A 25,315-nucleotide genomic window follows, 5' to 3' on the forward strand; every position below is an offset into this window, starting at 1 on the left:
AGAAGGTCTGGAAATATAGGCATTATCGCTAACAACGTCCAACTTGGGAGAGACTAGGAATGTCAATCAGATCATGTATCTCAACGATAGCTCTACACAAAGGGGAAAGCTGTCTGCCGAAGGAGTGCTTTCCTTTGCCGTGACTTGTCAATAGTTGTTCTGTAGACGTATCTACCGCTCACTTACTCACTCCTTAGCGACTTCACCGGATTCATCAGGGCCGCTTTCACACTCTGGAAACTGACGGTGAGCAAGGCGACGCCCAGCACCGAGAGGCCAACCAGACCAAAGAGCCAGCCGGTCAATTCCATTCGGTATACGAACGTATCGAGCCAGTTTCGGGCCGCGTACCAGCCGATGGGCGTAGCGATCAGGAAGGCAATCAGGACCAGCTTCAGGAAGTTGAGGGATAGTAGCCGGGCCACCTCCAGCGTGCTGGCACCCAGTACTTTGCGGATGCCGATTTCCTTCGTGCGCTGTTCGATCATGAGCGATACCAGACCAAACAGACCCAGGCCCGCAATCAGTACCGCCAGCAGGGCGGCATCGGTAACCAGTTCCTTCCAGCGGGCATCGTCGGCGTAGCTTTCCAGTCGGTCGTCTTCCATAAAATGGTAGCTGAACGGCTGGTACGGAATCAGTTTTCGGAATGTGCTCTCGATAGTTTGCAGCCCGGCCGTTGTCTGGTTCGGATCGAGTTTAACGTACAACTGGTTCATCTGTTCGGGCTTGCCCAGTTGCAGCAGGACGGGCTCGGGCTTGTCGCGGAGGGACCGGTACTGATAGTCGCGCACCACGCCCACTACGGTAAGGTCGTGTCGAATGTTGTTTTCTTCGCGTTGCACGACTTGCCCCAGAGCGGGTCGATCAGCCGAAAGAAATTGCTTAACGAAGGTTTCGTTGACCAGAATATTCGAGATGCTGTCAGCCGTGTTGGTGTGGCTTAGGCCTCTCCCGGCCAGAATCGGCACATTCACGAAGGGCAGATATTGATCATCAATATACTCACTGGCCGACTTGAGGGGTTTGTTCTGTATGTAAAACGTGCCGGCTCGATGCCCGCCCGATTTTCGGGCCACAGCCTCGACGCCGGGTTTACCCCGTAGGACCTGTTTCACGAGTTCGCCCTGTTGCTCACGACCCCAGGGGACGTAAACCCGAACCCGGTTGGCACGTTCAAAGCCTACATCAGCCGTCTGAATATAGTTGAACTGCCCACGCAGAACCGCCGTCCCGATCAGCAACACAATAGCGATCACGAACTGGACAATCAACAGCGATTTGCCAACCCGGTTACGCCCGGCTAGTTGTACCCTCCCATACAAAACTTGCGTTGGGTTGAAGCCCGACAGCACCAGTGCCGGGTAAAAACCAGCCAGTAGCGTAACCAGTATAATAAGGCTGCTAAACAGGCCAAGGGTTTGCGGATTTAGCAGAAAACTAAGCTGTAATGCCTTGTTGGCCAGAGTCGAGAACTGGGGAAGCAGGACATACACCAGAAGCAGGGCGGGGGCAAACGCCAACAGTGTGAGCAGGAACGTTTCGCCCACAAACTGCCCAACGAGTTGAGCGCGGGTGCTGCCCGTTGCCTTTCTGATGCCGATCTCTTTTGTCCGGCGTAGCGACCGGGCTAGCGTCAGGTTGATGAAGTTAATACAGGCCAGCAGCAAAATCAGTCCGGCAATTCCACTCAGCACATAGGAATACACCGACGAGGAACCCTGCATTAGCCCATTGCTCAACTCGTAGCGATTGTTGAGGTGCATGTCCGTGAACGGTTGCAGGTGATAGGTCGAGCTAAAGGGGCCGTACTCGCTTTTGAGCTTTGCCAGTTGCTCACTAGCGCGACGTTTAAACACATCGGCCATTTTACCTTCAACCGTAGCCCGATTGGCCGAAACGCCGTTCCGGTCGGCACGCAATAGTACGAATGTATTCAGGAAGCCATCCGACCAATCGTTCTCATTCCAGTCTTTGCGGTCTGGCGGCAGCGATGCCACAAACGGACGCAGCACATCGAAGCGGATGCTCGAATTCATGGGGGGCACTTTCACAACGCCCGTAATGCGGTAGTTCTCGAAACTGCCGCCCGCGTCGATGGTCATGAACCGGTTCAGAACGTCGGTCGTACCGAAATACTTGCGAGCTATCTCGTCCGTGACTACCACATCGCCGGGGTTACTAAGCAACGTTCGGGCATCCGCTCCTGCTAATAACTCAAAACTGAATAATCGAAAAAAGGACGGGTCTACGTACATCACCTCCTGGTAAATACCCTCGTCTTTGTGGCGAAACAGCATCTCATAACCCTGCATACGGCAAAAGTCGGCCACTTCCGGCAGGTCGGCCTTAAACGCTGGCCCTTGTGGCAGACCCGTTGCACCAGTCGAGGTTTCAGCACCGGCCGGGTTCGTCGTTTTCAGCACCACCCGGTACAGTTGGTCGCCCTGCTGGTGAAACCGGTCGAACGAGAATTCGTCCTGCACAAACAGCATGATGAACATAACAGCCGCCAGTCCCGTACTCAGGCCAATGATATTGATCGTGCTGAGCGACCAGTTGCGAACCAGATTCCGCCAGGCAATTTTGAGGTAGTTTGTGAGCATAGGGCAAGGGGCTTGGGTGGTGTGTAGAGACAACGCATGCGTTGCCTCTACGTTGGCATACCTATTCTGACCGTAACGATTTGACCGGATTCATCAATGCCGCTTTAATACTCTGGAAACTGATTGTCAGCAAGGCAATACTCATCGCCAGCAATCCCGCCAGGGCGAACATCCACCATTCGATGTCGATCTTGTAGATGAATTTCTGCAGCCATTTATCCATAATGTACCAGGCCACCGGCGAACTGACCACCAACGCAATCAGTACCAGTCGGACAAAATCAAGGGAGAATAAGCCGAAAATATGGGCCGTTGTGGCTCCCAGTACTTTCCGCACACCCACCTCTTTAGTCCGGCTTTCGGCCATGAACGCCACCACGCCGTAAAGGCCCAGACAACCGATGAACAACGCAATGCCTGCCAGCAGACGGAACAAGGAGTACATCTGTTCTTCACTCTTGTAGAAATTGGCGAGGGTTTCGTCCAGAAATTCATAGCTGAAGACAAACTCCGGGAAAGTGGCTGTCCAGGCCGTTTCAACCTGTTTCATGAGTTGGCTGATGCCCTCGGTGCCGCCCTGCCGGGTCGATAGTTTGATGGCGATGGTTCGGTAGTTGCCCCGCTGGGTGGTCAATACGCTTGGCTCGACGCGTTCCCGCAGCGAAAACATGTTGAAATCTTTCACTACGCCCACAATAGGTTTCTTTACGTTCTCGCCCGCCACAGTCATCAGCTTCCCAAGTACCTGCTCAGGCTTCTGAAAGCCCAGCCGCTTCATGAACGTCTCGTTGATCACTAGTTCACGAATGGAGTCGGCAGGTTGGTACATGCGCCCGGCAATGAGTTTCAGGCCATAGGTACGCACATAGGCGGTGTCGCCGGGGCGCATCAGAACGCCGTAGCCGGGGTCTTTGTCGTCGTTGCCGTATCGAAACCCCGTGGTCCAGTTGCTGGTCGAAGAAGGGCTGGTCATGCCAAAGCTAATCGACTGAATACCCGGCAGACCGATGAGCTTAGCTCGTAAATTGGCAATTGGCCCCGGATCATTGTCGGGTAGTGGCAGCGTCAGAACGGCGTCTTTATTGTAGCCCAGATCGGCCGAGCGAAAGAAGCTCATTTGATTATAGGCGATGATGGTGCCGATGATCAGCAGCTGGGAGATAGCAAACTGCCCCACGATCAGCCCCCGCCGGAGGGACAACTGACTAGTCGCGCCCGCCGACTGCATCTTACCCTTAAGGGCCAGAATAGGCTGATAGCCTGACAGCACCAGCGCCGGATAAAAGCCAGCCAGTATGGTGGTCAGTATACCCAATGCCAGTAAGAACCCGAGCACAATCGGGCTGAAGAGGGCTACCGCTCCCGGCTTTATGTTGAGCAGGTCGCCCACATAGGGCAACGAAACCTGAGCGACCAGCAGCGCCAGTACAACTGCCATACCCGTCAACACACTGGTTTCGCCCAAAAACTGCCGCACCAGTTGGCCGCGCGTACTGCCCAGCACTTTCCGAACGCCCACTTCCCTCGACCGGCGAATGGCTTGCGCCGTCGCCAGATTGATGAAGTTGACGCAGGCCGTTCCCAGAATGAAGAGGCCAATGAGCACCATCGCCCAGATCATTTCAATGCTGATGCTCCGTTGGGCATAATTCGATATGTTGGTCGCAAAATGGATGCTGGTCAACGGTTGTAGAATATAGGCCAGTGTTTTGGCATCCTCGGGGTCGTGGTATTTATTGACGAAGCCCACCAACTGCCGTTCCATCCGGGCCGCCGGTGTTTCTGCTCCGGGGGCGGTTGGGGGCAGCATCATATAAATCTGGGCTCCGCCATAGGATGACTTCCAGTCGTCGGGGGGCGAGGTGCTGCCATACGCCAGTACGGACGCGTGCGACAGGAACACATCGAACGGCATGCTGCTCGTAGGAAGCGGGTCCTCGATAATGCCCGTTACGACAAAGTCCATCCGGTTTTCCATCCGAATGGTTTTGCCCATCGGGTTGGTATCGCCGAAGTACTTATGCGCCATGCGCTCCGAAAGAACCACCGTGTTTGGGTTGGAGAGCGCCGTTTGCGGACTGCCTTTTCTCCAGGTATAATCGAAGAGGGTAAAATACTCCGGTTCGGCAAAAGCGATTACGCCGTCCGTTTCCTGAAAACGTTTGGTATCGGCATTGGCCTTGCCCGGTACGGCAACCACTGCCGATTTTATCCGGGTAACTAATGTAAGCTGGTGTTTCAGCTCCGGGAAGTCGTTCCGAAGCGCAGCCAGTGCCGGGAACGTGATGCCCGTATTCAGCTTGCCGTTGGGGTCCGTTTTGTTCGCGCCAAGCATGCGGTAAATCCGGTCGGCGTTGGCGTTGTGTTTATCGAAGCTGAGTTCGTAGCGGACGGCCACAAAAAGCAGCAGACAGCAGGCCAGACCCAGCGTCAGGCCCAGTACATTGATGGTGGAGTAACTCCAGTTGCGCTTCAAAGCGCGCAGGGCGGTGGTGATATAGTTTTTTAACATAAGTAGTACCGACCGGGACGGTCGGGTGTTATGTGCCGTGTTGTCGTTAAAACCATCCGGTTGATTGTAGAGACAGGGCATGCCCTGTCTCTACGTGCGTCGGCGTTCCTATTCTGACCGCAACGATTTCACCGGGTTCATCAGGGCGGTTGCAATGGTTTTGCTGCTAATGGATATAAGGACCAAAATCAGAATTAATAGGGCGGGGGCAGCGAAAAGCCACCAGCTCAGTTCGATACGGGTCGCGTAATTGGCCAGCCAGTTTTTGACTAAAAAGTAGGTGACCGGCAGGCCGATTAGTATGGCAATCAGGACGGTTCGGATAAATTCTTTCGAGAGCAACAGCATCAGGTTGGTCGTACTGGCCCCAATCACTTTGCGAATGCCAATCTCCTTCGTTCGTTTGGAAACGGTAAACGTAGCCAGACCGAACAAGCCCAGGCAGGATATTAGAATGGCGAAGCCCGTCAGGGCACCAAACACCTGCTGGAAGCGGTCGTCAGCCTTGTACTGCTTGTCATATTCAGTGTCCATAAAGAAATAGCTGAACGGCGAATAGGGGAAATTGGCCTCGTAAATCCGCTTTAGCGTAGTGAGTTGCTCTTTGGTGTTGCCCCCGGCTGGATGGCCCCCGGCTGGATGGCCCCCGGCTGGATGGCCCCCGGCTGGATGGCCCCCGGCTGGATGGCCCCCGGCTGGATGGCCCCCGGCTGGATGGCCCCCGGCTGGATGGCCCCCGGCTATGGCCCCCGGCAAACTTCACACTGGCGAACGAGGTAAAATCGGGCGAATACATATGGAGGATCGGAATATGAGCTGCCTTGGGCGATTCGTAATGATAGTTTTTGATAACCCCCCGAATCGTCGCCTTATGTCCCCAGAGGTCTACCCGCTTGCCGATTGCTTCGCCGGGCGTAGGTATTTCCCAGAGCCGGATCGCTTCTTCGTTGACAATCAGTTGCCGGTCGGTTGTGTCGGCAAAGCCCGGCCGGGTCGTGGCGTCGAAGTTTTTGCCCGCCAGCAATTTGAGGCCCATCAGGTCGATGAACGACGTGTCGATGCGGGTCAGGTAAAAGTTGTAGTACGTTTTTTTGACGGCGTTCGACAGATTGATTCCCGTTGTTGTCCCCATCTGAGCCGAACCCAGGCCCGGCACCGTGCCCGAAAGGGAGACGGCCTTTACCTGCGCCTGATCGAGCAGCATTTGCCGAAACCGGCCATAATCTTGCCGGGCGTTTTTTCCTACGGGGGCTTTCACCACGAGGGTGTGGTCGAGGTTCACGCCCAGGTTTTGCTCTCGCAGAAAATTGACCTGTTGGTACACGGCGAACGTTTGCACCAGCAGAATCAGAGTAATAGCAAACTGGCTAATCACAAGCGACTTGCGCAGCCATACGCCTTTGGTCGAGTGCGAAAAGCTGCCCTTGAGAACTGTGATCGGATCGAACGACGACAGGATAAAGGCCGGGTAAAATCCCGATAGAACAATACTAAGTAGTAAAAACGCGCCTACACTCTCCCAGAAAAAGAGGTCGTCAAACACCGAGAAACCTTTGGGCAGGCCCGCCACTTCCACAAATACCGGACGAAGAGCCACGACTAATCCTACCGCCAGTGCCCCGGCAACGAGATTGACCAGAATCGTTTCGGTGAAAATCTGGGTTCGTATCTGGCGCTGCGTCGAGCCGACGACCTTTCTCATCCCAATTTCCCGCGCCCGGTCGAGGGCTTTGGCAGTGGTCAGATTCACATAGTTAACAAAAGCGCTCAGGAGCACCAGAAACGCGACGCCCAGCAGAAAATACACAGACCGCGCTTCACCATTCGGTTCTGTTTCAAAGTTCTTGTGGGAATACAAGTGGATGTCACCGATCCTCTGAGCGATTACCTGCTCGTTGGTTATCTTCCTTTCGCTGGCGAGTCGGTCGCTAAAGGCCGCCAGTGATTTAGTGAATCCTTCGTACGGGCTATTGTCGGCCAGTTGCACATACGTATACGTGTTATTGTTGTTCCAGTTGTCTTCCCGTTCGCCAAAGTCCGACAGCATCGTCGGATAGGAGAGAAGCATATCGAATTTTAGGTGCGTACTGGCCAGGCTGTTTGGTATAACGCCCGCTATTTCGATCAGAACGCTGCCTTCCGACTTCGGAATTTTCAGAGTTTTGCCCACCACATCGAGCGTATTGAAGTAGGTCATCGCCATTGCTTCGGTCAGCACAGCTTGCCGTGGCCGGGTAAAAAGGCCGCTACGGCTTCCCCGCAGGAGCGGGTAGCTGAACATGGAGAAAAAAGATGAATCGACCGCGTAAACGTTAGTGAGCAGGAAATACTGCTCCCCTATCTGAACCGTCACGTTGGGTCTTCCTAAAGGATAGGCGCGGGTATAGCTAACGACCTCTTTCATTTCCCGTTTGGCTTTGGCACCAATGGGCGGGTAGGTTTCGGCGTCCTGGGAATTCACCGCCCCTCCGTTCAGATAGTCGATGGTGAGCCGCACCAACCGATCCGCCTGCGGGTAGGCCTTCTCATAACTCAACTCGAACCGCACGTATTGGATAATGAGCAGTGCCACCGCCAAACCGGTAGCTAGCCCCGCCACGTTGATGAGCGTGAAGGTGGAATCTTTCCTGACGATTCGCAGTGCGATTTTGATGTAGTTTGTGAGCATGGTAGTACCGACCGTCTCGGTCGGGTGTTATGTGCCATATTGTCGTTAAAACCATCCGGGCGATTGTAGAGACAGGGCATGCCCTGTCTCTACGTGCGTCGGCGTACCTATTCTGACCGTAACGATTTGACTGGGTTCATCAATGCGGCTTTGATGCTTTGGAAACCGACTGTTAGTAAGGCTACGACCAGAGTTGCCAGCAGGGCGATCAGGAAGATGACGGGGCTAAGCGAAATCCGGTACTGAAAACTCTGTAACCAGCCGTCCATCACCCACCAGGCTACCGGGGTTGCTACGACAAAGGCTACTACGAGCAACCGGACAAACTCCCGGCTGAACAGCCATAGAATGCTGCCACTGCTGGCTCCAAGCACTTTCCGGATGCCCACTTCTTTGGTCTTTTGAGCAACCATGAACAGCACCAGGCCATATAATCCCATGCCACCAATGAAGAGAGCTACTCCTGCGAAGACGTTGATTAGCAAACTCATCGTCTGCTCACGCTGGTAAGCTGAACCAATCTGCTCATCAACGAATGCCGGTTCGAAAAAACTATCGGTATATATCTGATTATAGGCGCTTTCCAACTGCTTCAAGGTCTGAGCGAAGTTGGCTGAGCGCAGCTGAATATTCGCCGAGCCGTAGCCCTCAGCCAGGGTCGTCATGAACAGGGGCGTAATGCTTTCTTTAAGGTCCGACTGATTGTAATCTTTCAGGATGCCCACAATTTCCAGGGGACCCATGCCGCCTTTACGGATAAATTTACCCAACGCCTTTTCCGGTTGACGGATACCCAGTCGGTGCATGAACGTTTCGTTGATGAGCGTTTCGCGGGCCGTGTCGGAGGGGTGCAGGTTACGTCCGGCAACCAGTTTAAGGCCGTACAGGCCGACATAATCCGCATCGACCCACGTCTGCTGCGGAGCATAAGGCTCTTTGTTTGGTCGGTTGTCGAACCAAACGATCGTTTGACTAATCCAGCCCGATTGCGGAGCACCACCCATCGAATAGCTGAACCCGGCTACATCCGGTAAGGCCATAGCCCGGTGGCGAAACGCATTCAGCTTGCTGCGGTCCTGCGCGGGTACATCGGGCAAGCGCACGGTCAGGACAGCGTCCTTACGGAAGCCCAGGTCTTTCTGCTGCACATAGGTCAGCTGATTCGTGATCACGACGAGGCCGATGATGAGCAACTGCGAAATGGCAAACTGAGCGACCACCAGCCCCCGCCTTACCGAGAAACCACCCGCCTGCTGTTTGGTGAACCGTCCTGCCAACGCAACTACCGGGCGGAAACCCGCCATCACCAGCGCCGGGTATAAACCTGATAGGCCGATAACACTCAGAACCAGCAGGGGCAGACCCACCAGCACCGACGGCGAAAAGTAGAACGTAAACCGGAAGGGGCCGTGCATATACTGATGGACCAGGGTTTGCCCGTACTGAAACAGGCCCAGGGCCAGCCCCGTTGCGACGATAACAATAACCGCCGTTTCGCCCATGAACTGCCAGAAAAGCTGGCTTTGAGTACTGCCCAGCACTTTCCGGACGCCCACTTCCCGTGCCCGGTTGAGGGCCTGCGCCGTGGCGAGGTTAACAAAGTTTATACTCGCCGTGCCAATCAACAGAAGTCCGATGGTCAGCAACGACAGTAGCAGCCCCCGGCTCACGCCACCATATTCGGGCGAGAGGTGCATGGCACTGAAAGCAACCGCCGGATAGGAGGTGCCTTTGGCTTGCTCCGGGTTGTATTTTTTGACGAACGAAGGCAATTCCTGATTCCAGTCGGTGGGCGTAAACCGGTTGCCGAACAGCGCGTAACAGTGGGTACTGCCGTTGGTGTTGTCGAATCGGTCGTCTTCGGGACGGCTGCCCCGCTGCTGGGTCAGCGATGCCCACGAAGCAACAACCGAATAGGCCAGGTCGGTGTTGTCCTGATAATCGGCAAAGACGCCCACCACGCGGGCCGGTGTGCGGGCATTGAGCCGAACGGTTTTACCGATTACGCCGGTTGCCGTGCCGAAGCACCTGATCGCCATCTCACGGCTCATCACGATAGTGCCGGGCTGCTGAAGGGCCTCGGGGCCACCAGACAGCCACGTATAGTCGAAGATGCGAAAAAAGGCCGGTTCGGCAAATGCGCCCATGTGCTGGCCGTCCTTGATTTTTTTGTCCGCTTTGTTGGCTACCGGTATGGACAACATCGGAGCATACCATTCATCGACCATGGCCACTTGCTCCAGATTAGGATGGTCGGTGCGGAGTGCCCTGCCAAATGCGTAGGGCACGCCCCGGATGTTGAAATCGCCCTCAGTCGACCTAAATCGGGACGTAAACTGGTAAATCCGGTCGTAATTACGGTGATGCTGGTCGGTCTGATAGTGGGAGCGGATCAGCGCAAAGAGCAGCAGCGCGCACCCCATACCAAGCGCCAGCCCCGCTACATTTATGAGACCGTACGTCCGGTTCTTATAGAGGTTGCGCCAGGCGATTTTAAGATAGTTTGTGAGCATAGGGCAGAGGGGTTGGTGCGTGGGGGTAGGTAGAGACAGGGCATGCCCTGTCTCTACGTGCGTCGGCGTACCTATTCGGACCGTAACGATTTGACTGGATTCATCAATGCGGCTTTGATGCTTTGAAAACTGACCGTCAATAAGGCAATACCCACCGCCAGCAACCCGACCAGGGCGAAGACCCACCATGAGAGGTCGACGCGGTACGCAAAATTTTGCAGCCATTCATTCATTGCATACCACGCAATTGGGCTGGCGATCAAAATGGCAATGCCTACGGGCTTCAGAAAATCGCCGGAAAGCAGACTGACGATACTGCCGACCGATGCCCCCAACACTTTACGGACGCCAATTTCTTTGGTCCGCTGCTGGGCCGAAAAAGAGGCCAGCCCGAACAAACCCAAACAAGCGATAAAGATGGCTAAGCCGGCAAAAACGCCCAGGATGGTTTGCTGGCGCAGGTCGGCCTGGTACATCTGGTCGAACTTCTGGTCCAAAAAGTGGTATTCAAACGGATAGGCCGGGCGTGTTTGGGCGTACAACTGCTGGATGGTTTCGACCGTGGCGGACAGGTTGCCGGGGCTAAGTCTGATCAGGGCCGCCCGACGGTCATCGGCGGGGGAAATCACCAGCGGCTCAATGCCTTCTTTCAGAGAAAGGAAATTGAAATCCTCGACGACGCCAATGATCGTGCGGTTCGTGCTGTCCCGCAAGGTGTTTTTCAGCCATTTACCAATGGCCTCTTTGGGTGTCCAGCCCAGTCGGGCCGCTGCCGTCCGGTTGATCAGAGCCGCACGAGTGGTGTCGGAAGGATATTGGGGCGAGAAATCCCGGCCTGCAATGACTTTCAATCCTAATGTTTTTACATAGTCGAAATCAGCAAACTCCGTTCGGGATTTCCACCGGTTTGGATGGGCTTCAACATCGAACATAAGCCCATCGAAAAAACCACCCGGCTCACCCGACATCATCGAAACGGCCTCCACCCGGCTCTGCGCCAGCAGTTCCTGTTTATGCCTCAGGAAGAACATATAGATGTCATCATTGTCGATGGGGACGACGAGGGTTTGCTCTTTTTGGTAGCCAAGCTGCTTGTTTTTAAGGTAGCTCATTTGCTGGGTACCGATGGCTGTTCCGAGCATGAGCAGTATCGAAATGCTGAATTGCACCACCACCAGTACCTGCCTCAGTGACGTGCCGCCTTTACCCATCCGTAACCTGCCCTTCAACGCCTGGATGGGCGAAAAGGCCGCCAGCACAAAGGCCGGATAGCTCCCCGACAGGAAACCTACCAGCGCGATGATGGCGATGAGGAACAGTGCGATCGGCCCGGCATAAACGGCCAGATTCAGGGGATAGCCCAGCAACTCTTTGTAGAAGGGAAAAGCCAGGGCCAGCAGTCCCAGTGCAATCAGGCTTGAGAACGTGGCCAGCAGCAGCGACTCGCCAATGAACTGCCACACCAGGTGCGCTTTATAGGCACCCAGCACTTTCCGGACGCCAATCTCTTTCGATCGCTCCACCGCCCGCACCGTGCTCAGGTTCATGAAGTTGATGCAGGCCACCAGCAGAATGAGGATGGCAATCGACAGGAAGATATAAACGACCTTTTTATCGCCGTGCTTCACACTGTCGAAGGCCGACTGTTCAAAGTAAATAGACTCCATGGGGGTGAGCGACAGTTTGAAATGATAGCCTGCCTGCTTCATGATCTGTCCCATGTGCTTGTCCATGAAGCGCGGGAAATTGCGCTCGACCTGTTCTTTGCTAACCGTTGGCGCCAGCTGCACATAGGTATACAAGCCGTTGTTGATCCAGACGTTCATCCAGCTCCGGTCCTTATAGTTTTCCAGCGGTATTACCAGGTCGAAATCCAGGTGCGAATTGGCGGGCACATCCTGGGCAATACCGGTGACTTTAAGCGGCAGGTCTTTGTTGACTTTGATGACCTGGCCCATTGCCTTGTCGGTGCTGCCGAAATACTTTTGGGCCGTCGATTCGGTGAGTACAACGCTAGCGGGCTCTGTCAATGCGGTTGCCGGATCACCTTTCAGCAGCGGGAAAGAGAAGAGCGTAAAAAAGTTAGGGTCGACATCGATGATCTTGCGCTCATGGAACGACTTGTTCTGCACACTGACCAGCGCATCGGTCGGGTTTACCCGCACCGCCTGGGTGATTTGCCCTTTAAAATCGGTCAGCAAGGCCGGTGCATATGGCCCCGACAAATAGGAGACTCCTACCTCTTTGCCTTCGTGATCCATACCCCGCATTACGCGGTAGATGCTTTTTCCATTTTTGTGGAAATTATCGACGCTGAACTCATTGCTGATAAACAGGAAAATCATCAGACATACGGTGATGCCCGTCGACAGGCCGAGCAGGTTAATGACCGAAAACGCCTTGTTTCGGGTCAGGTTGCGGAAAGCGATTTTGAGATAGTTTCGTAGCATGGGGCAGAGGGGTTTGGGCGCGGGGCGGTAGGTAGAGACAGGACATGCCCTGTCTCTACAATCATTCCGACCGCAACGATTTCACGGGGTTCATCAGGGCGGCTTTTATACTCTGGAAACTGATGGTTAATAGCGCGATGACGGTGGCCAGCATACCCGCCAGGGCGAACATCCACCATTCGATGTCGATTTTATACGGGAAATCGGCGAGCCATTTGCCCATGACATACCAGGCTACCGGCGAGGCAATGACCAGCGCGATGAACACCAGTCGGACAAAGTCAGCCGAAAACAGGCTCACAATGTTGCCCACCGATGCCCCCAGTACTTTGCGAATACCCACTTCTTTGGTGCGGGCTTCGGCCATGAACGCTACCACGCCATAGAGCCCCAGACAGCCGATAAAAATGGCGATACTCGCCAGCAGCCGGAACAGGGCATACATGCGCTCTTCGCTCTTGTAAAAGCTGTTGAGGGCTTGGTCCAAAAATTCATACTTGAAGACAAAGTCCGGGAAGGTGGCATTCCAGGCGGTTTCTACCTCGCCAATCAGGTTATGAATGGCTTCGGTGCTGCCCTGCCCCGTCGAGAGTTTGATGCCGAGTGAATGATAAGCATCCCGGCGGTTGGTGAGTACACAGGCGTTAGTTTCCTGATGCAGCGAGAAGGTGTTGAAGTCGCGGACAACCCCTACGATCTCCTTTTGAGGACTATTAGCTCCAATCCTGATGCGTTTACCAAGAATTTGTTTTGGGTCGAGCAGCCCTATTTTCTTGACAAACGACTCGTTTACAACCAGATCCCGAGCAGTGTCGGCGGGTTGGTACATGCGCCCGGCAATGAGTTTCAGACCATAGGTGTTGATGTACGATGTATCCGCAAAGCGCATCACGATGCTGAAATCGGCGTCCTTATCGGCGTTTTCGTAGCGAAAGCCGCTCCACCAGTTGCCATCCGACGACGGAATGGAGATGCCGTAGCTCAGTGATTTTACGTTGGGCAACCCAACCAGTTTAGCGCGCAGGGCTTCCAGCTGGCCCGGCTTCCGGTCGGGGATGTTTACCGTCAGTACGGCGTCTTTATTGTAGCCCAGATCGGCCGTGCGGACGTACTTCATCTGGTTGTAAGCGATGATAGTGCCGATCACGAGCATCTGCGAAATGGCAAACTGAAATATGATCAGGCCCCGGCGTAGGGTGAGCTGGCTGCTACCCGCCATGCGCATCTTGCCGCGTAAGGCCAGCACTGGCTGGTAGCCCGACAGCACTAGCGCTGGATAGAACCCAGCCAGCACCGTTGTCAATAACGCCAGTATGAGCACGAACAAAACGACGCCGGGGTCGAATAGGGTTAATGACTTTGCGTTGATGTCGAGCAGCTCCGACACATAAGGTATAGACAAATCCGCAACCAAAAAGGCCAGTATAATGGCCAGACTCGTCAGCAAACCCGTTTCGCTTAGAAACTGCCGGACCAGCTGCGTCCGCGAACTGCCAAGCACTTTCCGGACGCCCACCTCTTTGGCCCGACGAATGGCCTGGGCCGTGGCCAGATTGATGAAGTTAACACAGGCCGTTATCAGAACGAACAGCCCGATCAGGCCCATCGCCCAGATCATCTGTTTGCTCACCGTTCGGCCCGCCGAGTTGCCCGTGCGGGTGTCGAAGTGAATGTTGGTGAGAGGTTGCAACTCGTACTGAAGGTCTTTCACCTGCTCCGGCTTCATGTATTTGTGGGTGAACGGAACAAACCGCTTCTCCATCTGAGCCGACGCGACCTGTTCCGGCAACGTCATGTATATCTGTGCACCACTGTAGTTAGATTGCCAGTCATTCCAGTCGGTAGTGGGGCCGTATTGTTTCAGAGAGGCAAACGATAGCAGCACCTCAAATGGCACGCTGCTCGTAACCGGCGGGTCTTTCACGAGGCCCGTCACCACAAAATCCATCTTGTTGTCTACACGGATGGTCTTGCCCACAGGGTTAGCATTGCCAAAATACCGGTGCGCCATTTTCTCTGACAGCACCGCCGTTTGTGGGTTATTGACCGCCGTTTTCGGACTGCCGCTTACCCACTGGTAGTCGAAAACCCGAAAGTACTCAGGCTCGACGAAGGCGATAACACCTTCTTTCTCCTGAAACTTGTTGCCCTGCCGATCCTGCACACGTACGAGCCCGCCGTATAGTTCATAGGCCATCGTGACCTGATGCGCCAGCTCGGGGAAGTCGGCTCGCAGGGCGGCTAGTACCGGTAAAGGGGCGCCCGTGTTGCGCCCGTCGCCACCCGAGTTCTGGTTGTAGGTGATGATCCGGTAGGTCCGTTCGGCGTTGGCGTGGTGCCGGTCGTAACTCAGTTCGTAGCGGATGGCCAGAAACAGGACAAGACAGCACGCCAGTCCGAACGTTAGCCCTACCACGTTAATAACCGTGTAATTCCAGTTGCGTTTTAAAACACGCAGAGCGGTGGTGATATAATTTTTTATCATAGTTTTTGTGGGTGGTAGAGACAACGCATGCGTTGTCTCTACATCGGCGTCCCTATTCCGATTTCAACGATTTCACCGGGTTTATCAGCGCGGCTTTCACGCTCTGGTAACTGACGGTTAGCAGCGTGATAAAAACCGCCAGCACGCCCGCCAGGGCAAAGACCCACCAGTCGATGTCGATTTTATAGGCAAAATCCTGAAGCCATTTAGTCATGACCCACCAAGATACGGGCACCGCCAGCAGCAGGGCAATACCGACGAGTTTCAGGAAATCTTTCGACAGCAACGACACAATGCCGACTACCGATGCGCCGAGCACCTTCCGCACGCCAATCTCTTTGGTACGCTGCTCCGCCGTGAACGTCGCCAGCCCAAACAGACCCAGACAGGCGACAAAAATGGTCAGCCCCGCAAAGATACCGAGGATAAGGCCGGTCTTCTGCTCGGCGCGGTAGGTGGCGTTGAAACGCTCGTCCAGAAAAGCATAATTGAACGGCGCATCGGTGGTGAACTGATTCCACTGGGTTTTCAGAGAGGCCAGTAAACCGGAAATGTCTTTGGTTTTTATCTTGGCAATGACCGTTCCGGAGCTGCTGCCCAGCACCATTACCAGGGGCGTAATTGGCTCGTGCAGGGATTTGAAGTGGAAGTCTTTCACCACACCAATCACCCGGTAGGTCATGACTTTGCCATTCTGGTTGGCCCGGCTCAGGCTGCGGCCCAGCGCATTTTTTGCCCAGCCCAGAGTGCGGGCCGCCGTTTCGTTCAGAATGATCCCCGTCGAATCGGTGCCGTATGTTTTCGAGAAGTTTCGCCCGGCCGCCAGTTGTATGCCCAGTGTTGGAATGTAGTTATAGTCGACATCGTAGCGGAGCGTTTTGACGATCTGGGGGACCGGGTCGCCGTTGCGATTGGATTCCGGGTAAACAAAGAAATTATTGTTGTTGCCGGGGCCGGCGGGCAGGTAGCCCGACGTGCTGACGTTCACTACCCGCGAGTCCTGCATGAGCTGATTTCGGAAGGCCTCTTCGTTCTTGCCCAGCAGCCAGGTTTCGGGCAATACCAGCACCTGCTCTTTGTCGTAGCCAAGTTTTTTGTTCTGGATATAGCCTAGTTGCCGATATACCACCGTTGTGCTGACTATGAGCGTGATGGAAATGAAAAACTGAACCACCACCAGCCCGCTTCGTAAACTGATACTGTTGCGACCACCCGTAAACCGGGTGCCTTTGAGTACCGATATGGGCTTGAACGACGAGAGAAAGAACGCCGGATAGCTCCCCGCCAGCAGACCCACCGCCAGGCCAAAGAGCAACAGGCCCGGCACCAGCCAGGGTGATGCCATGAAGTTCAACGTCAGATTTTTTTCGGCCAGTTCATTGAACGCCGGGAGCGCCAGATACACCAGACCAATAGCCAGCAGCAGCGCAACGGCGGTCAGGAGCAGAGATTCGACCAGAAACTGGGTTGTCAGAGCCTGTTTTACTGAACCCAGTACTTTTCGAATACCCACCTCTTTGGCCCGCTTAGACGCTCCGGCCGTGCTCAGGTTCATGAAGTTAATACACGCAATGAGCAGGGTGAACAGCGCAATAGCCCCGGAAATGTAGACGTACTGGATATTCCCGCTTGGGGTCAGGTCGTAGGCGAAATCGGAATGAAGGTGAATGTCGGTGAGGGGTTGGAGATACAGACCAATGTCGTTGCCTTTCTGCCGGAACTGGCTCAGCGTCATGCCCATGGCTTTTTGCAGTTGCGGTCCCATGTATTTTTCGACAACCTGCGGCAGTTTGGCTTGGAGCTGTTTGTAGTCGTAGCCTTCGGGCAAGACCAGATAGGTGAAAAACTCCGAGGTCATCCACGAGTCCCCTTTGGCTTCCGGGAGGCTGGCCATCGACAGCAACAGGTCGGCATGAAAATGCGAGTTGGTGGGAATCTGGTCGATCACGCCCGTTACCTGGTAGGTAGCCTTCCAGCTCTTCATGGTAATGATCTTGCCAATGGGATTCTGGTTGCCGAAGTAGTTGCGGGCCAGCGTCTGCGTGATGACGGCGGTGTTGGGTCGGGTCAACGCCGTTCGGGCATCGCCTTGCCGAAGGGGCAGCGTGAACACCTGAAAGAAGTTGGAATCGACAAAGACCGTAGCGGCATCCCGGAACGTCCTGTTGTTTACGGATATGACCGGCGCCCCCGCCATACGGAGCCGGGTGGCATCCAGCACTTCGGGGTAATCGGCCTTAAGGGTCTGAGCGGTGGGGGGCATCACGTGCGCTTCGTTCATCTTGCCGCCCGCCGACGATCCCCGGAAAACGACCCGCACAATCCGGTCGGCCTTTTCGTTGAAGCGGTCGTAGCTCAGCTCATCGAGTACGAACAAGCTGATGAGGAGGCACGTCGCCAGGCCAATCGCCAATCCCACAATATTGATCGCCGAGAAGGCTTTGTTGCGGACCAGATTCCGCCAGGCTATTTTGATGTAGTTTGTGAGCATCGTAGTACCGACCGTCCGGTCGGGTGTTAAGGGCTGTATCGGTTGTGTTAGCGTTAAAAACCATCCAGGTGGTTGTAGAGACAACGCATACGTTGTCTCTAGGCGCGCGTTGACGCCCTATTCCGACCGTAACGATTTGACCGGGTTCATCAAGGCGGCTTTTACGCTTTGAAAACTTACCGTCAATAAGGCAATCAATATCGTCAGGCCACCGGCAAGCAGGAATATCCACCAGTGAATGTCGGTACGGTAGGCGAAGTCGCTGAGCCAGGTGTGCATGGCGTACCAGGCGACGGGCGAGGCAATGACCAGCGCTACCAGTACCAGTTTCATAAAGTCCTGAGAGAACAGGGCTACCAGGCTCGCTTCCGACGCGCCCAGCACTTTGCGAATACCGATCTCTTTGGTGCGCTGTTCGGCCATGAACATCGACAGACCAAACAAACCCAGACAGGAAATCAAGATAGCCACCCCCGCAAAGATGCTAAACAGCGTTTGTTGCGTTTGCTCGCGGGCATAAAGCCGGTCAAAGCGGCTGTCCAGAAACTGGTAGTCGAATGGGCGTTGCGGGAAGTATTGCTTCCACACCGATTCGACCTGCTGAATACTCGCCGTAACATTCCCTTTGAGTGGTATGGAAATCCAGTTAAGCTGACGGGGCGTCAGAATCATGGCCAGTGCGGCCACCTGCTGATGCAGGGATTCGAAGTGGTAATCTTTCGTGACGCCAATGATTTGGCCTTTCGCAGGGCCATACTGAAACGGCTTGCCAATCGCCTGTTCGGGTGTCCAGCCCAGTTGCCGCGCGGCCGTTTCGTTCAGCACCACCATTGATGTATCGGTGGAGTAGTCGCGGGAGAAATTGCGTCCGGCGGCCATGCCGATCTGGTAGGCCGGAATGAAATCGTAATCGACGCGTAATCCTCGCAGGTTAATTTTAACGGGAGCCATACTGTCGCCTTTCATGGCCATGCCGCCGTACGAATCGAGCAGCCGCCCCGACGGTACACGCGACGAACGGCCCATATCGCGTACGGCACCCGTTCGAATGAGCTGCTGTTTGAGCGTTTCGTAATTCGTTGTCGAATCACCAATGTCGGACAAGAGCAGCACCTGATCTTTGGCGTAGCCGAGCCGGTAATTCTGAATGTATTTCATCTGGTTATAAACCACCACTGTGCTGATAATGAGCGCGATGGCAATAGTGAACTGCGTAACAACCAGCACCTGCCGCAGTTTGCCCGTCCGCATGGTCGAGGCAATCTGTCCTTTCAGCACGCCCAGTGGTCGGAAGGAAGTGAGGAAAAACGCGGGGTAACTACCCGCTACCAGGCCGGTGAGTAAGGTAATGCCAACGAGGATACTTAAAAAGACAGGGTCGAGCAGTTGCTGAAACGACAGTTGTTTCTGGGTGAAAGCGTTCAGGGCCGGGAGGCACAGGACCAATAACAGGATGGCAATGCCTAAGGCAAACGTTACAAGGAGAATGGATTCGCTTAAAAACTGCCCAATGAGCTGGGAACGCAAAGCCCCTACAACCTTGCGCATCCCAACCTCTTTGGCCCGCCCTGCCGACCGGGCTGTTGCCAGATTCATGTAATTGATGCAGGCAATGAGCAGAATGAATAAACCAATGGCCGAAAACAGATAGATATAACTCATGTCGCCAGTTGGTTCTATCTCCGAATCGGTATGCGACTTCAGGTGAATATCCGTGAGTTTTTGTAGGTTCAGTACCGAAAAAGCGGAGGCCTTGCGGCCTTCTTCGGCCGGAACATATTTGTCCTGAAACGCCGGGAACCCGGCTTCCATCCGTTGTGGATTACCATTGGGCTTTAAGAGTACATATGTATTAAATGAGTTGTTGCTCCAACTGGTCCGAAGCTGTTCGGCACCATAAACGCGGTTATCGTTGAACGTAGAAAATGATACCAGAAAGCTGGGGTGGAAATGCGACTGAGCAGGCAAGGGCTCAAAAACGCCCGTAACGGTCAGGTCGAACTGGTCATTCAGCCGAACGGTTTTTCCCACCGGATTATCCCGGCCGAAGTACTTCTCCGCCATTGGCCGGGAGAACATAATCGAAAACGGATTGACTAAGGCATGTTCAGGATTGCCACTGGTGACGTCAAAATCGAACACCTTGAACAGATTGGCTTCGGCGAAGAACATATCTTCCTCATTGAACGAGTGTTCACCGTATTTTACCAGCCCTCCGTTGTCAATCGTTCGCACGACTTGTTCGGCTTCGGGGAAGTCCTGCTTGATGAGTGGGCCGAAGGGTGGTGCCGCCTGCGCCAGCCGAAGCGAAGCCGTGCCTTCCGACGACAAGAATGTGCGCGTAAGGCGATACGTCCGGTCGGCATGGGTGTTGTAACGGTCGTAGCTCAGTTCATCCTGGACATAGAGCGCAATGAGCAGGAAACACGCCAGCCCTACAGCAACACCCGTAATGTTGATAAAACTGAATGATTTGTGTTTCCGCAAATTGCGAAAGGCGATAAGGAAATAGTTTCGCAGCATAATCAGGCAGAGTTGAGCAGGGTACGCCGTACCCTATGCCAAATGCCGTACCAATTTGTTAAGATATTGGTTATTAGTTGAATAGTCATAATGGTTTAGGCAGGAATGTCCGCAAACGGACGGAGGGCGTACAGTTGCGGACAGTCAGAACCGAGATTTATGGGAGTCAAATGATTTACCTAATTGACGCTGGCTGAAACTGGAAATAGTTAGATTGATCGAGTGGCTATAATCAGGTAAAACGTTTAAATCCCATAAATCCTGGTTCTGACAGCTGTACAATTAAGCATTTTGCAGATTTTTGTATCCATAAACTTCTGTGAATGAAAAGACTCTCTACGCTATTATTGTTGATCTCCCTTCGTTCGTTTGCCCAGGATGCGACTATTTTCAAGCCCGATTCGATCCGGCGGGTAATTGAAGCGGTGCAAATTACATCGTCTCTGAAGGTTGAAGGGCTGCTGAACGATCCTGAATGGAAGAAAACGAAACCGTCTCCGGGCTTTATCCAGATTGAACCCTATCAGGGGAAAAATCCCAACCATCAAACAGATGTGCGGGTTCTGTACAACAAACAGTTTCTTTATTTGGGCATTGTGCTGCGGGATTCGCTGGGCAAAAAGGCCATCCGGGCTACCGATTTCAAGCGCGATTTCAACTACATGCAGCATGATCTGGTCAACCTGTCGTTCGACGGGTTCAATGACCGGCGTAATGCCATGGCCTTTGCCACGAACCCCTATGGCGTTCAGCGCGATTTCCTGTCATTCGATGATATTTATTACGACTTTGACTGGGATGGCCTGTGGCGGGTGCGTACGGCCCGCAGTGATTCGGGCTGGGTGGCCGAAATAGCCATTCCGTGGCAAACATTGCGTTACCCGTAAACGACCGAAGCCATTCAGCATTGGGGATTCAATATATACCGCAACCGCCGGCTAACGAACGAAATCTCCGCGTTTTCGCCATACCCACGCTCGTTTTCGTCGTTCAGGATGGATTATGCCGGTATTTTGGCCAACCTGCAGCCGCCACCGCCTAAGCCTAACATCCGTATTCAGCCGTATGTGCTGACGTCCTACGACCGCTATACCGGCTTCGATGCGTCCGTAAAACCTGAAGAAACAAAAGTTAAATTCGGGGGCGAACTCAAATGGGCCATTAATCCCAATTCCGTACTGGACCTTACTGCCAATACCGATTTTGCTCAGGCCGATGCCGACCGGCAGGTGAACAACGTAAGCCGGTTTTCGGTGTTTTTTCCCGAACGCCGGCAGTTCTTTCTGGAAAATGCGTCTCTTTTTGGGGTCGGTATCAGCCGGAATTTGGATGAGTCAGGGGGCAACATGCGCATTCAGCCGTTCTTCAGCCGACGGATTGGTCTGGATGATAGCGGAAATCCCATCCCAATCGATGTGGGTGGACGGTTCGTGTACAGATCCTTAAAACGAAATATCGGGGCTATTCTGATGCGGCAGCGGGGCGTTGGCGATACGCCCGCCACCAACTTCTTTGTCGGGCGGTTTTCAGAGAATTTCGGAAAACAGCACCATATCGGGGGGCTGCTGACGGTGAAAGATCGGCCCGATGGCTCAAATATTGTCAGTACGATAGACGGCTTCTTCCGGCTGGGCGAATCGCACTCGCTCAACACGCTGGCGTCTTATTCGACCTCGTCCCGAACGGGAAAACAGGGTTTTTCGGCTTATGCGCAGTATTTCTATGTGAGCAACCAGTTCAAAGTCTGGTGGACGCAGTCCATTGTCACGAAGGATTACGACCCTGAATTGGGCTTTGTTTCGCGCAATGACGTCATTGCCACCACGCCCGGCATCTTCTGGTGGTATCGAGGTCAACGGTTGCCGTTCAAGAAGTGGCTGCGGGCGTGGGAGCCGAGTGTTTTTCCGGAGTTTTACCACCAGGCTTCCACTGGCAAACTCATCGAGCGCACCTGGACGGTTTACCCGGTCTGGTTGAATCTACAGAGTGGGGCCTATTTCGGCTATAGCATCACGCCCACCTATCAGCAGCTTACCGAGGTATTTGAACCGCTGGGCGTCAAAATCCAAACGGGGCAGTTCAACTATGTGCGTCATCAGATCTACGCCAGCACCGACCCGTCGCGCATTCTGAATGTCCAGACAATCTATAACTGGGGAACGTACTTTGGTGGGAAGCTCAACTCGGGTGACTGGACGCTGCAGTTTGCGCCCATCCCGCATTTCTCGCTGTCGGGGCGCTTTAACCGGAACCGCTTCGTTGAGGTGGGGGCCGATAAAACCAACGCAACCGTCGATCTGTATGCCATCGAAGGGCGGTTTGCGCTTAACCCTCGGCTTCAACTGATCGGTTTTTATCAGCGAAATTCAGAAAATCAGTCGCAGAACTACAATATCCGGTTCTCGTGGGAGTACCAGCCGCTATCCTACATCTATTTAGTGTTCAACCACCGGGGTTTTCAGAATTTACAGCAGAAAACCCAGACCGAAGACCACGCCATCGCCAAGATCAGCTATCTGAAACAATTTTGATTTTGTGACGTAGAGACAACGCATGCGTTGTCTCTACTATGTCGTCGTTTCTATTCCGACTGCAAACTCTTCACCGGATTCACCAAAGCCGCTTTTATACTCTGGAAACTGACGGTCAGGAGCGCTATACTCACGGCCAGTAGCCCCGCCAGCACAAAGACCCACCACCCGATGTCGGTTTTGTAGGCGAAGTCCTGCAGCCATTTCGTCATGACCCACCACGCCAGCGGGCTGGCAATGACAATGGCCACCGCCACCAGTTTCAAAAACTCGGCCGTAAGCAGCGCTACAATACTGGCGACACTGGCCCCCAGTACTTTCCGAATGCCAATTTCTTTAGTGCGTTGTCCCACAATGTGCAGTACCAATCCATACAGTCCCAGGCAGCAGATCAGGATAGCAATGCCCGTGAAGGCGTTGATGAGTCGGGCGATCAGGTTTTCAGTTTCGTAAAATTTAGCGACCTGATCGTCCAGAAACTGGTATTCGAACACTTCGTCAGGGTATACCTGTTGCCACGCTTGCCGAATGCGCTCAAGCGTTTGCGCCGGGGTTTGCCCCGACATACGGATGCCCGCTCGGGCGTACCAATCGGCTTTGCAGGCAATCAGACAGGGGCCTATCGCTTCACGAAGCGATTTCTGGTGAAAATCCTTTACGACGCCCACGATGGGCAGAGGCACCGGCGAGTGATAGTACTGTAGTTTTTTGCCCACGATCTGCTGTGCATTACGGAAGCCAAGCTGATGAGCGAGAGATTCATTGACGAGGTATTCGCGGATGGTATCGCTCTGTACAATGTTGCGTCCGGCAACCAGCGTCAGGCCGTAAGTGCGCACATAATCGGCATCGGCCATCCGTTCCCGAACAGGGAATGCCGACCAGTCGTTACTGCCATTGAACTTAATAGAGCCGCCGTACATCTGATCGCTGGCCGGTGGGCGGTGACTGAAGCTGACCGACTGTATATCGGTATACTGAGAGAGTTTTTGTTTGAACGCGTCCAGACGCGCCTGCTGGTTGACGGGCATCGTAACCACCACGATGTTGTCTTTCCGAAACCCCAGATCGGCCCGTTGTATGTATCGAATCTGATTCGCCACGACCAGCGACCCTATTATCAATGCCTGACAAACAACAAACTGACTCACAACCAGCACCCGCCGAACCGTAAAACCGCGCTCTGAGACACCGGTAAGTTTTCCTTTCAGCGCTGTCCAGGGCGATATCCTCGACAGTATAGCAGCCGGATAACCACCGGCAATCAGGATGATACTTACCAGCAGTGACCCGATGAACAGCATCGTAGGGCCGTCAGGCCGAAAGGATAAAGTTAGTTGAACCCAGTCCGAGAAGAGGGGGAGCAGCAGGGCAACCAGCAGCAGGGCCAGCGCGGCAGCGGCAAAAACGATCAGGCTTGTTTCCAGCAAAAACTGACCAATCAACTGCCTTCGCGAACTGCCCAGCGTTTTTCGAACCCCCACTTCTTTGCCACGACGAAGTGCCTGGGCCGTAGCCAGATTGATGAAGTTGATACAGGCCGCTACAATCAGCAACACGCCAATGACACCCAGCGACCAGATCAGCGAAGCCCGGATCGTTTCACCGCCCCGCTTTACATCGGTGTGGATGTCCCACAGGGGTTGGGCATTGAACTGAAATACCTTCGCATCGACTCCATAATGCTTCTTAGCCAATGCGGGAAACGATTGTTCTAGGCTTGTAGCCGCTTGTGGGTTTTTCAGGGTTGCGTAAACCCGGTTGGTGCTGTTGAGGAACCACCAATTATTGACTTCATGCTGGGGGTCAAATTGCTTCAGGGTAGTCATAGAGATGAACAGCCCCAGATTGGTATCGGTCATGGGTGGCGGGTCGGCCAGAACGCCCGTAATCGTCACGTCAGTCTTGTTGTCGAGGGTTAGCGTTTGCCCGATTGGGTTGGCGCTGCCGAAGTATTTTTTTGCCCAGGTTTCGGTCAGCACGGCACTGTTGGGGGTGCGGAGGGCTGTTTTGGGGTTGCCTTGTAGCCAGGTATAATCCAATATATCGAACCATTCGGGCTCTACCAGTCCCGTGCCTTTGTGTTCCCGAAAGCGTAGCGGTGCCGATTGTGTCGTATTCGGTTGTTTGACGCTAACGGTTAGCTCACGGTTCATCATCAGAAAAGCCGCCTGTTCTACCTGCGGGTAGTTTTTGCGCAGGGCTTCTGCCAAAGGCAGGGGCGACTCCGGGTTGTACTCAACCGAGCCGTCATCAAGGTGCAGATCGGTGTTAATGCGGAAGATACGGTCGAGTTTGGCGTGGTGCCGGTCAATGCCGATATGGTGGCGGAGAAACAGAAAAATTAGGAGGGCTCCGGCCATGCCAATCGACAGGCCAACGATGTTTAAAATCGTATAACTGCGTTGCGAACGCAGGTTCCGAAGGGCGATTTTGAGGTAGGAGTAGAGCATAGGTATTTCGTTGTAGAGCCACAATCCCTTGCGGCTCCTATGCGTCAGCAATAAATAGTTATACCATTAGGTGTGAAGGATTG

12 protein-coding genes are annotated in these 25,315 nt (G+C 54.1%); 2 read left to right on the plus strand and 10 right to left on the minus strand.

Annotation, left to right across the window (positions count from 1 at the left end; translation table 11 throughout):
• Positions 1–182: 182 nt before the first annotated feature.
• The 9 genes from NT073_RS07625 to NT073_RS07665 form a co-directional block, all read right to left on the minus strand.
• Positions 183–2,606: an ABC transporter permease gene (locus tag NT073_RS07625; protein WP_297371206.1), complete on the minus strand. Its 2,424-nt coding sequence runs from the start codon at positions 2,604–2,606 to the stop codon at positions 183–185.
• A 61-nt stretch (positions 2,607–2,667) separates the two neighbouring features.
• A complete protein-coding gene (locus tag NT073_RS07630) occupies positions 2,668–5,118 on the minus strand; it encodes an ABC transporter permease (protein ID WP_297371209.1) in 2,451 nt (816 codons plus the stop codon).
• Positions 5,119–5,226: 108 nt separating this feature from the next.
• Positions 5,227–5,652: an FtsX-like permease family protein gene (locus NT073_RS07635; RefSeq protein ID WP_297371212.1), complete on the minus strand. Its 426-nt coding sequence runs from the start codon at positions 5,650–5,652 to the stop codon at positions 5,227–5,229.
• Positions 5,642–7,786, minus strand: a complete 2,145-nt coding sequence (locus NT073_RS07640; protein WP_297371215.1) for an ABC transporter permease — start codon at positions 7,784–7,786, stop codon at positions 5,642–5,644. Before NT073_RS07640 ends, NT073_RS07635 begins: the two co-directional genes overlap by 11 nt.
• Positions 7,787–7,893: 107 nt before the next feature.
• On the minus strand, positions 7,894–10,299 hold the full coding sequence (locus tag NT073_RS07645) for an FtsX-like permease family protein (RefSeq protein WP_297371218.1): 2,406 nt from the start codon (positions 10,297–10,299) through the stop codon (positions 7,894–7,896).
• Positions 10,300–10,370: 71 nt separating this feature from the next.
• Positions 10,371–12,749 carry an ABC transporter permease gene (locus tag NT073_RS07650; protein ID WP_297371220.1) on the minus strand — a complete coding sequence of 793 codons (2,379 nt, stop codon included), beginning with the start codon at positions 12,747–12,749 and terminating at the stop codon, positions 10,371–10,373.
• A 61-nt stretch (positions 12,750–12,810) separates the two neighbouring features.
• Entirely contained in the window at positions 12,811–15,234 is a 2,424-nt protein-coding gene (locus tag NT073_RS07655; protein ID WP_297371223.1) for an ABC transporter permease, read from the minus strand.
• Between the two features lie 52 nt (positions 15,235–15,286).
• Entirely contained in the window at positions 15,287–17,725 is a 2,439-nt protein-coding gene (locus NT073_RS07660; protein WP_297371226.1) for an ABC transporter permease, read from the minus strand.
• Between the two features lie 117 nt (positions 17,726–17,842).
• On the minus strand, positions 17,843–20,248 hold the full coding sequence (locus NT073_RS07665; RefSeq protein WP_297371229.1) for an ABC transporter permease: 2,406 nt from the start codon (positions 20,246–20,248) through the stop codon (positions 17,843–17,845).
• Between the two features lie 323 nt (positions 20,249–20,571).
• On the opposite strand from NT073_RS07665, the gene NT073_RS07670 reads away from it, so the two are divergent.
• Together NT073_RS07670 and NT073_RS07675 are read left to right on the plus strand one after the other, a co-directional pair.
• Positions 20,572–21,135 carry a carbohydrate binding family 9 domain-containing protein gene (locus NT073_RS07670; RefSeq protein ID WP_297371232.1) on the plus strand — a complete coding sequence of 188 codons (564 nt, stop codon included), beginning with the start codon at positions 20,572–20,574 and terminating at the stop codon, positions 21,133–21,135.
• A 108-nt stretch (positions 21,136–21,243) separates the two neighbouring features.
• Positions 21,244–22,779: a DUF5916 domain-containing protein gene (locus tag NT073_RS07675; protein WP_297371236.1), complete on the plus strand. Its 1,536-nt coding sequence runs from the start codon at positions 21,244–21,246 to the stop codon at positions 22,777–22,779.
• Positions 22,780–22,829: 50 nt separating this feature from the next.
• Here the strand turns inward: NT073_RS07675 and NT073_RS07680 are convergent, their stop codons facing one another.
• On the minus strand, positions 22,830–25,232 hold the full coding sequence (locus tag NT073_RS07680; RefSeq protein WP_297371239.1) for an ABC transporter permease: 2,403 nt from the start codon (positions 25,230–25,232) through the stop codon (positions 22,830–22,832).
• Positions 25,233–25,315: the final 83 nt, after the last annotated feature.

This window comes from Spirosoma sp., assembly GCF_026391055.1.
Classification (GTDB): domain Bacteria; phylum Bacteroidota; class Bacteroidia; order Cytophagales; family Spirosomataceae; genus Spirosoma.

What these genes read in the sequence shown, in the direction of transcription:
- NT073_RS07675 (WP_297371236.1), top strand. Translation starts at nt 21,244, where the DNA reads ATGGATTATGCCGGTATTTTGGCCAACCTGCAGCCGCCACCGCCTAAG.
- NT073_RS07640 (WP_297371215.1), bottom strand. Translation starts at nt 7,786, where the DNA reads ATGCTCACAAACTACATCAAAATCGCACTGCGAATCGTCAGGAAAGAT.
- NT073_RS07670 (WP_297371232.1), top strand. Translation starts at nt 20,572, where the DNA reads ATGAAAAGACTCTCTACGCTATTATTGTTGATCTCCCTTCGTTCGTTT.
- NT073_RS07630 (WP_297371209.1), bottom strand. Translation starts at nt 5,118, where the DNA reads ATGTTAAAAAACTATATCACCACCGCCCTGCGCGCTTTGAAGCGCAAC.
- NT073_RS07650 (WP_297371220.1), bottom strand. Translation starts at nt 12,749, where the DNA reads ATGCTACGAAACTATCTCAAAATCGCTTTCCGCAACCTGACCCGAAAC.
- NT073_RS07645 (WP_297371218.1), bottom strand. Translation starts at nt 10,299, where the DNA reads ATGCTCACAAACTATCTTAAAATCGCCTGGCGCAACCTCTATAAGAAC.
- NT073_RS07635 (WP_297371212.1), bottom strand. Translation starts at nt 5,652, where the DNA reads ATGGACACTGAATATGACAAGCAGTACAAGGCTGACGACCGCTTCCAG.
- NT073_RS07665 (WP_297371229.1), bottom strand. Translation starts at nt 20,248, where the DNA reads ATGCTGCGAAACTATTTCCTTATCGCCTTTCGCAATTTGCGGAAACAC.
- NT073_RS07625 (WP_297371206.1), bottom strand. Translation starts at nt 2,606, where the DNA reads ATGCTCACAAACTACCTCAAAATTGCCTGGCGGAATCTGGTTCGCAAC.
- NT073_RS07655 (WP_297371223.1), bottom strand. Translation starts at nt 15,234, where the DNA reads ATGATAAAAAATTATATCACCACCGCTCTGCGTGTTTTAAAACGCAAC.
- NT073_RS07680 (WP_297371239.1), bottom strand. Translation starts at nt 25,232, where the DNA reads ATGCTCTACTCCTACCTCAAAATCGCCCTTCGGAACCTGCGTTCGCAA.
- NT073_RS07660 (WP_297371226.1), bottom strand. Translation starts at nt 17,725, where the DNA reads ATGCTCACAAACTACATCAAAATAGCCTGGCGGAATCTGGTCCGCAAC.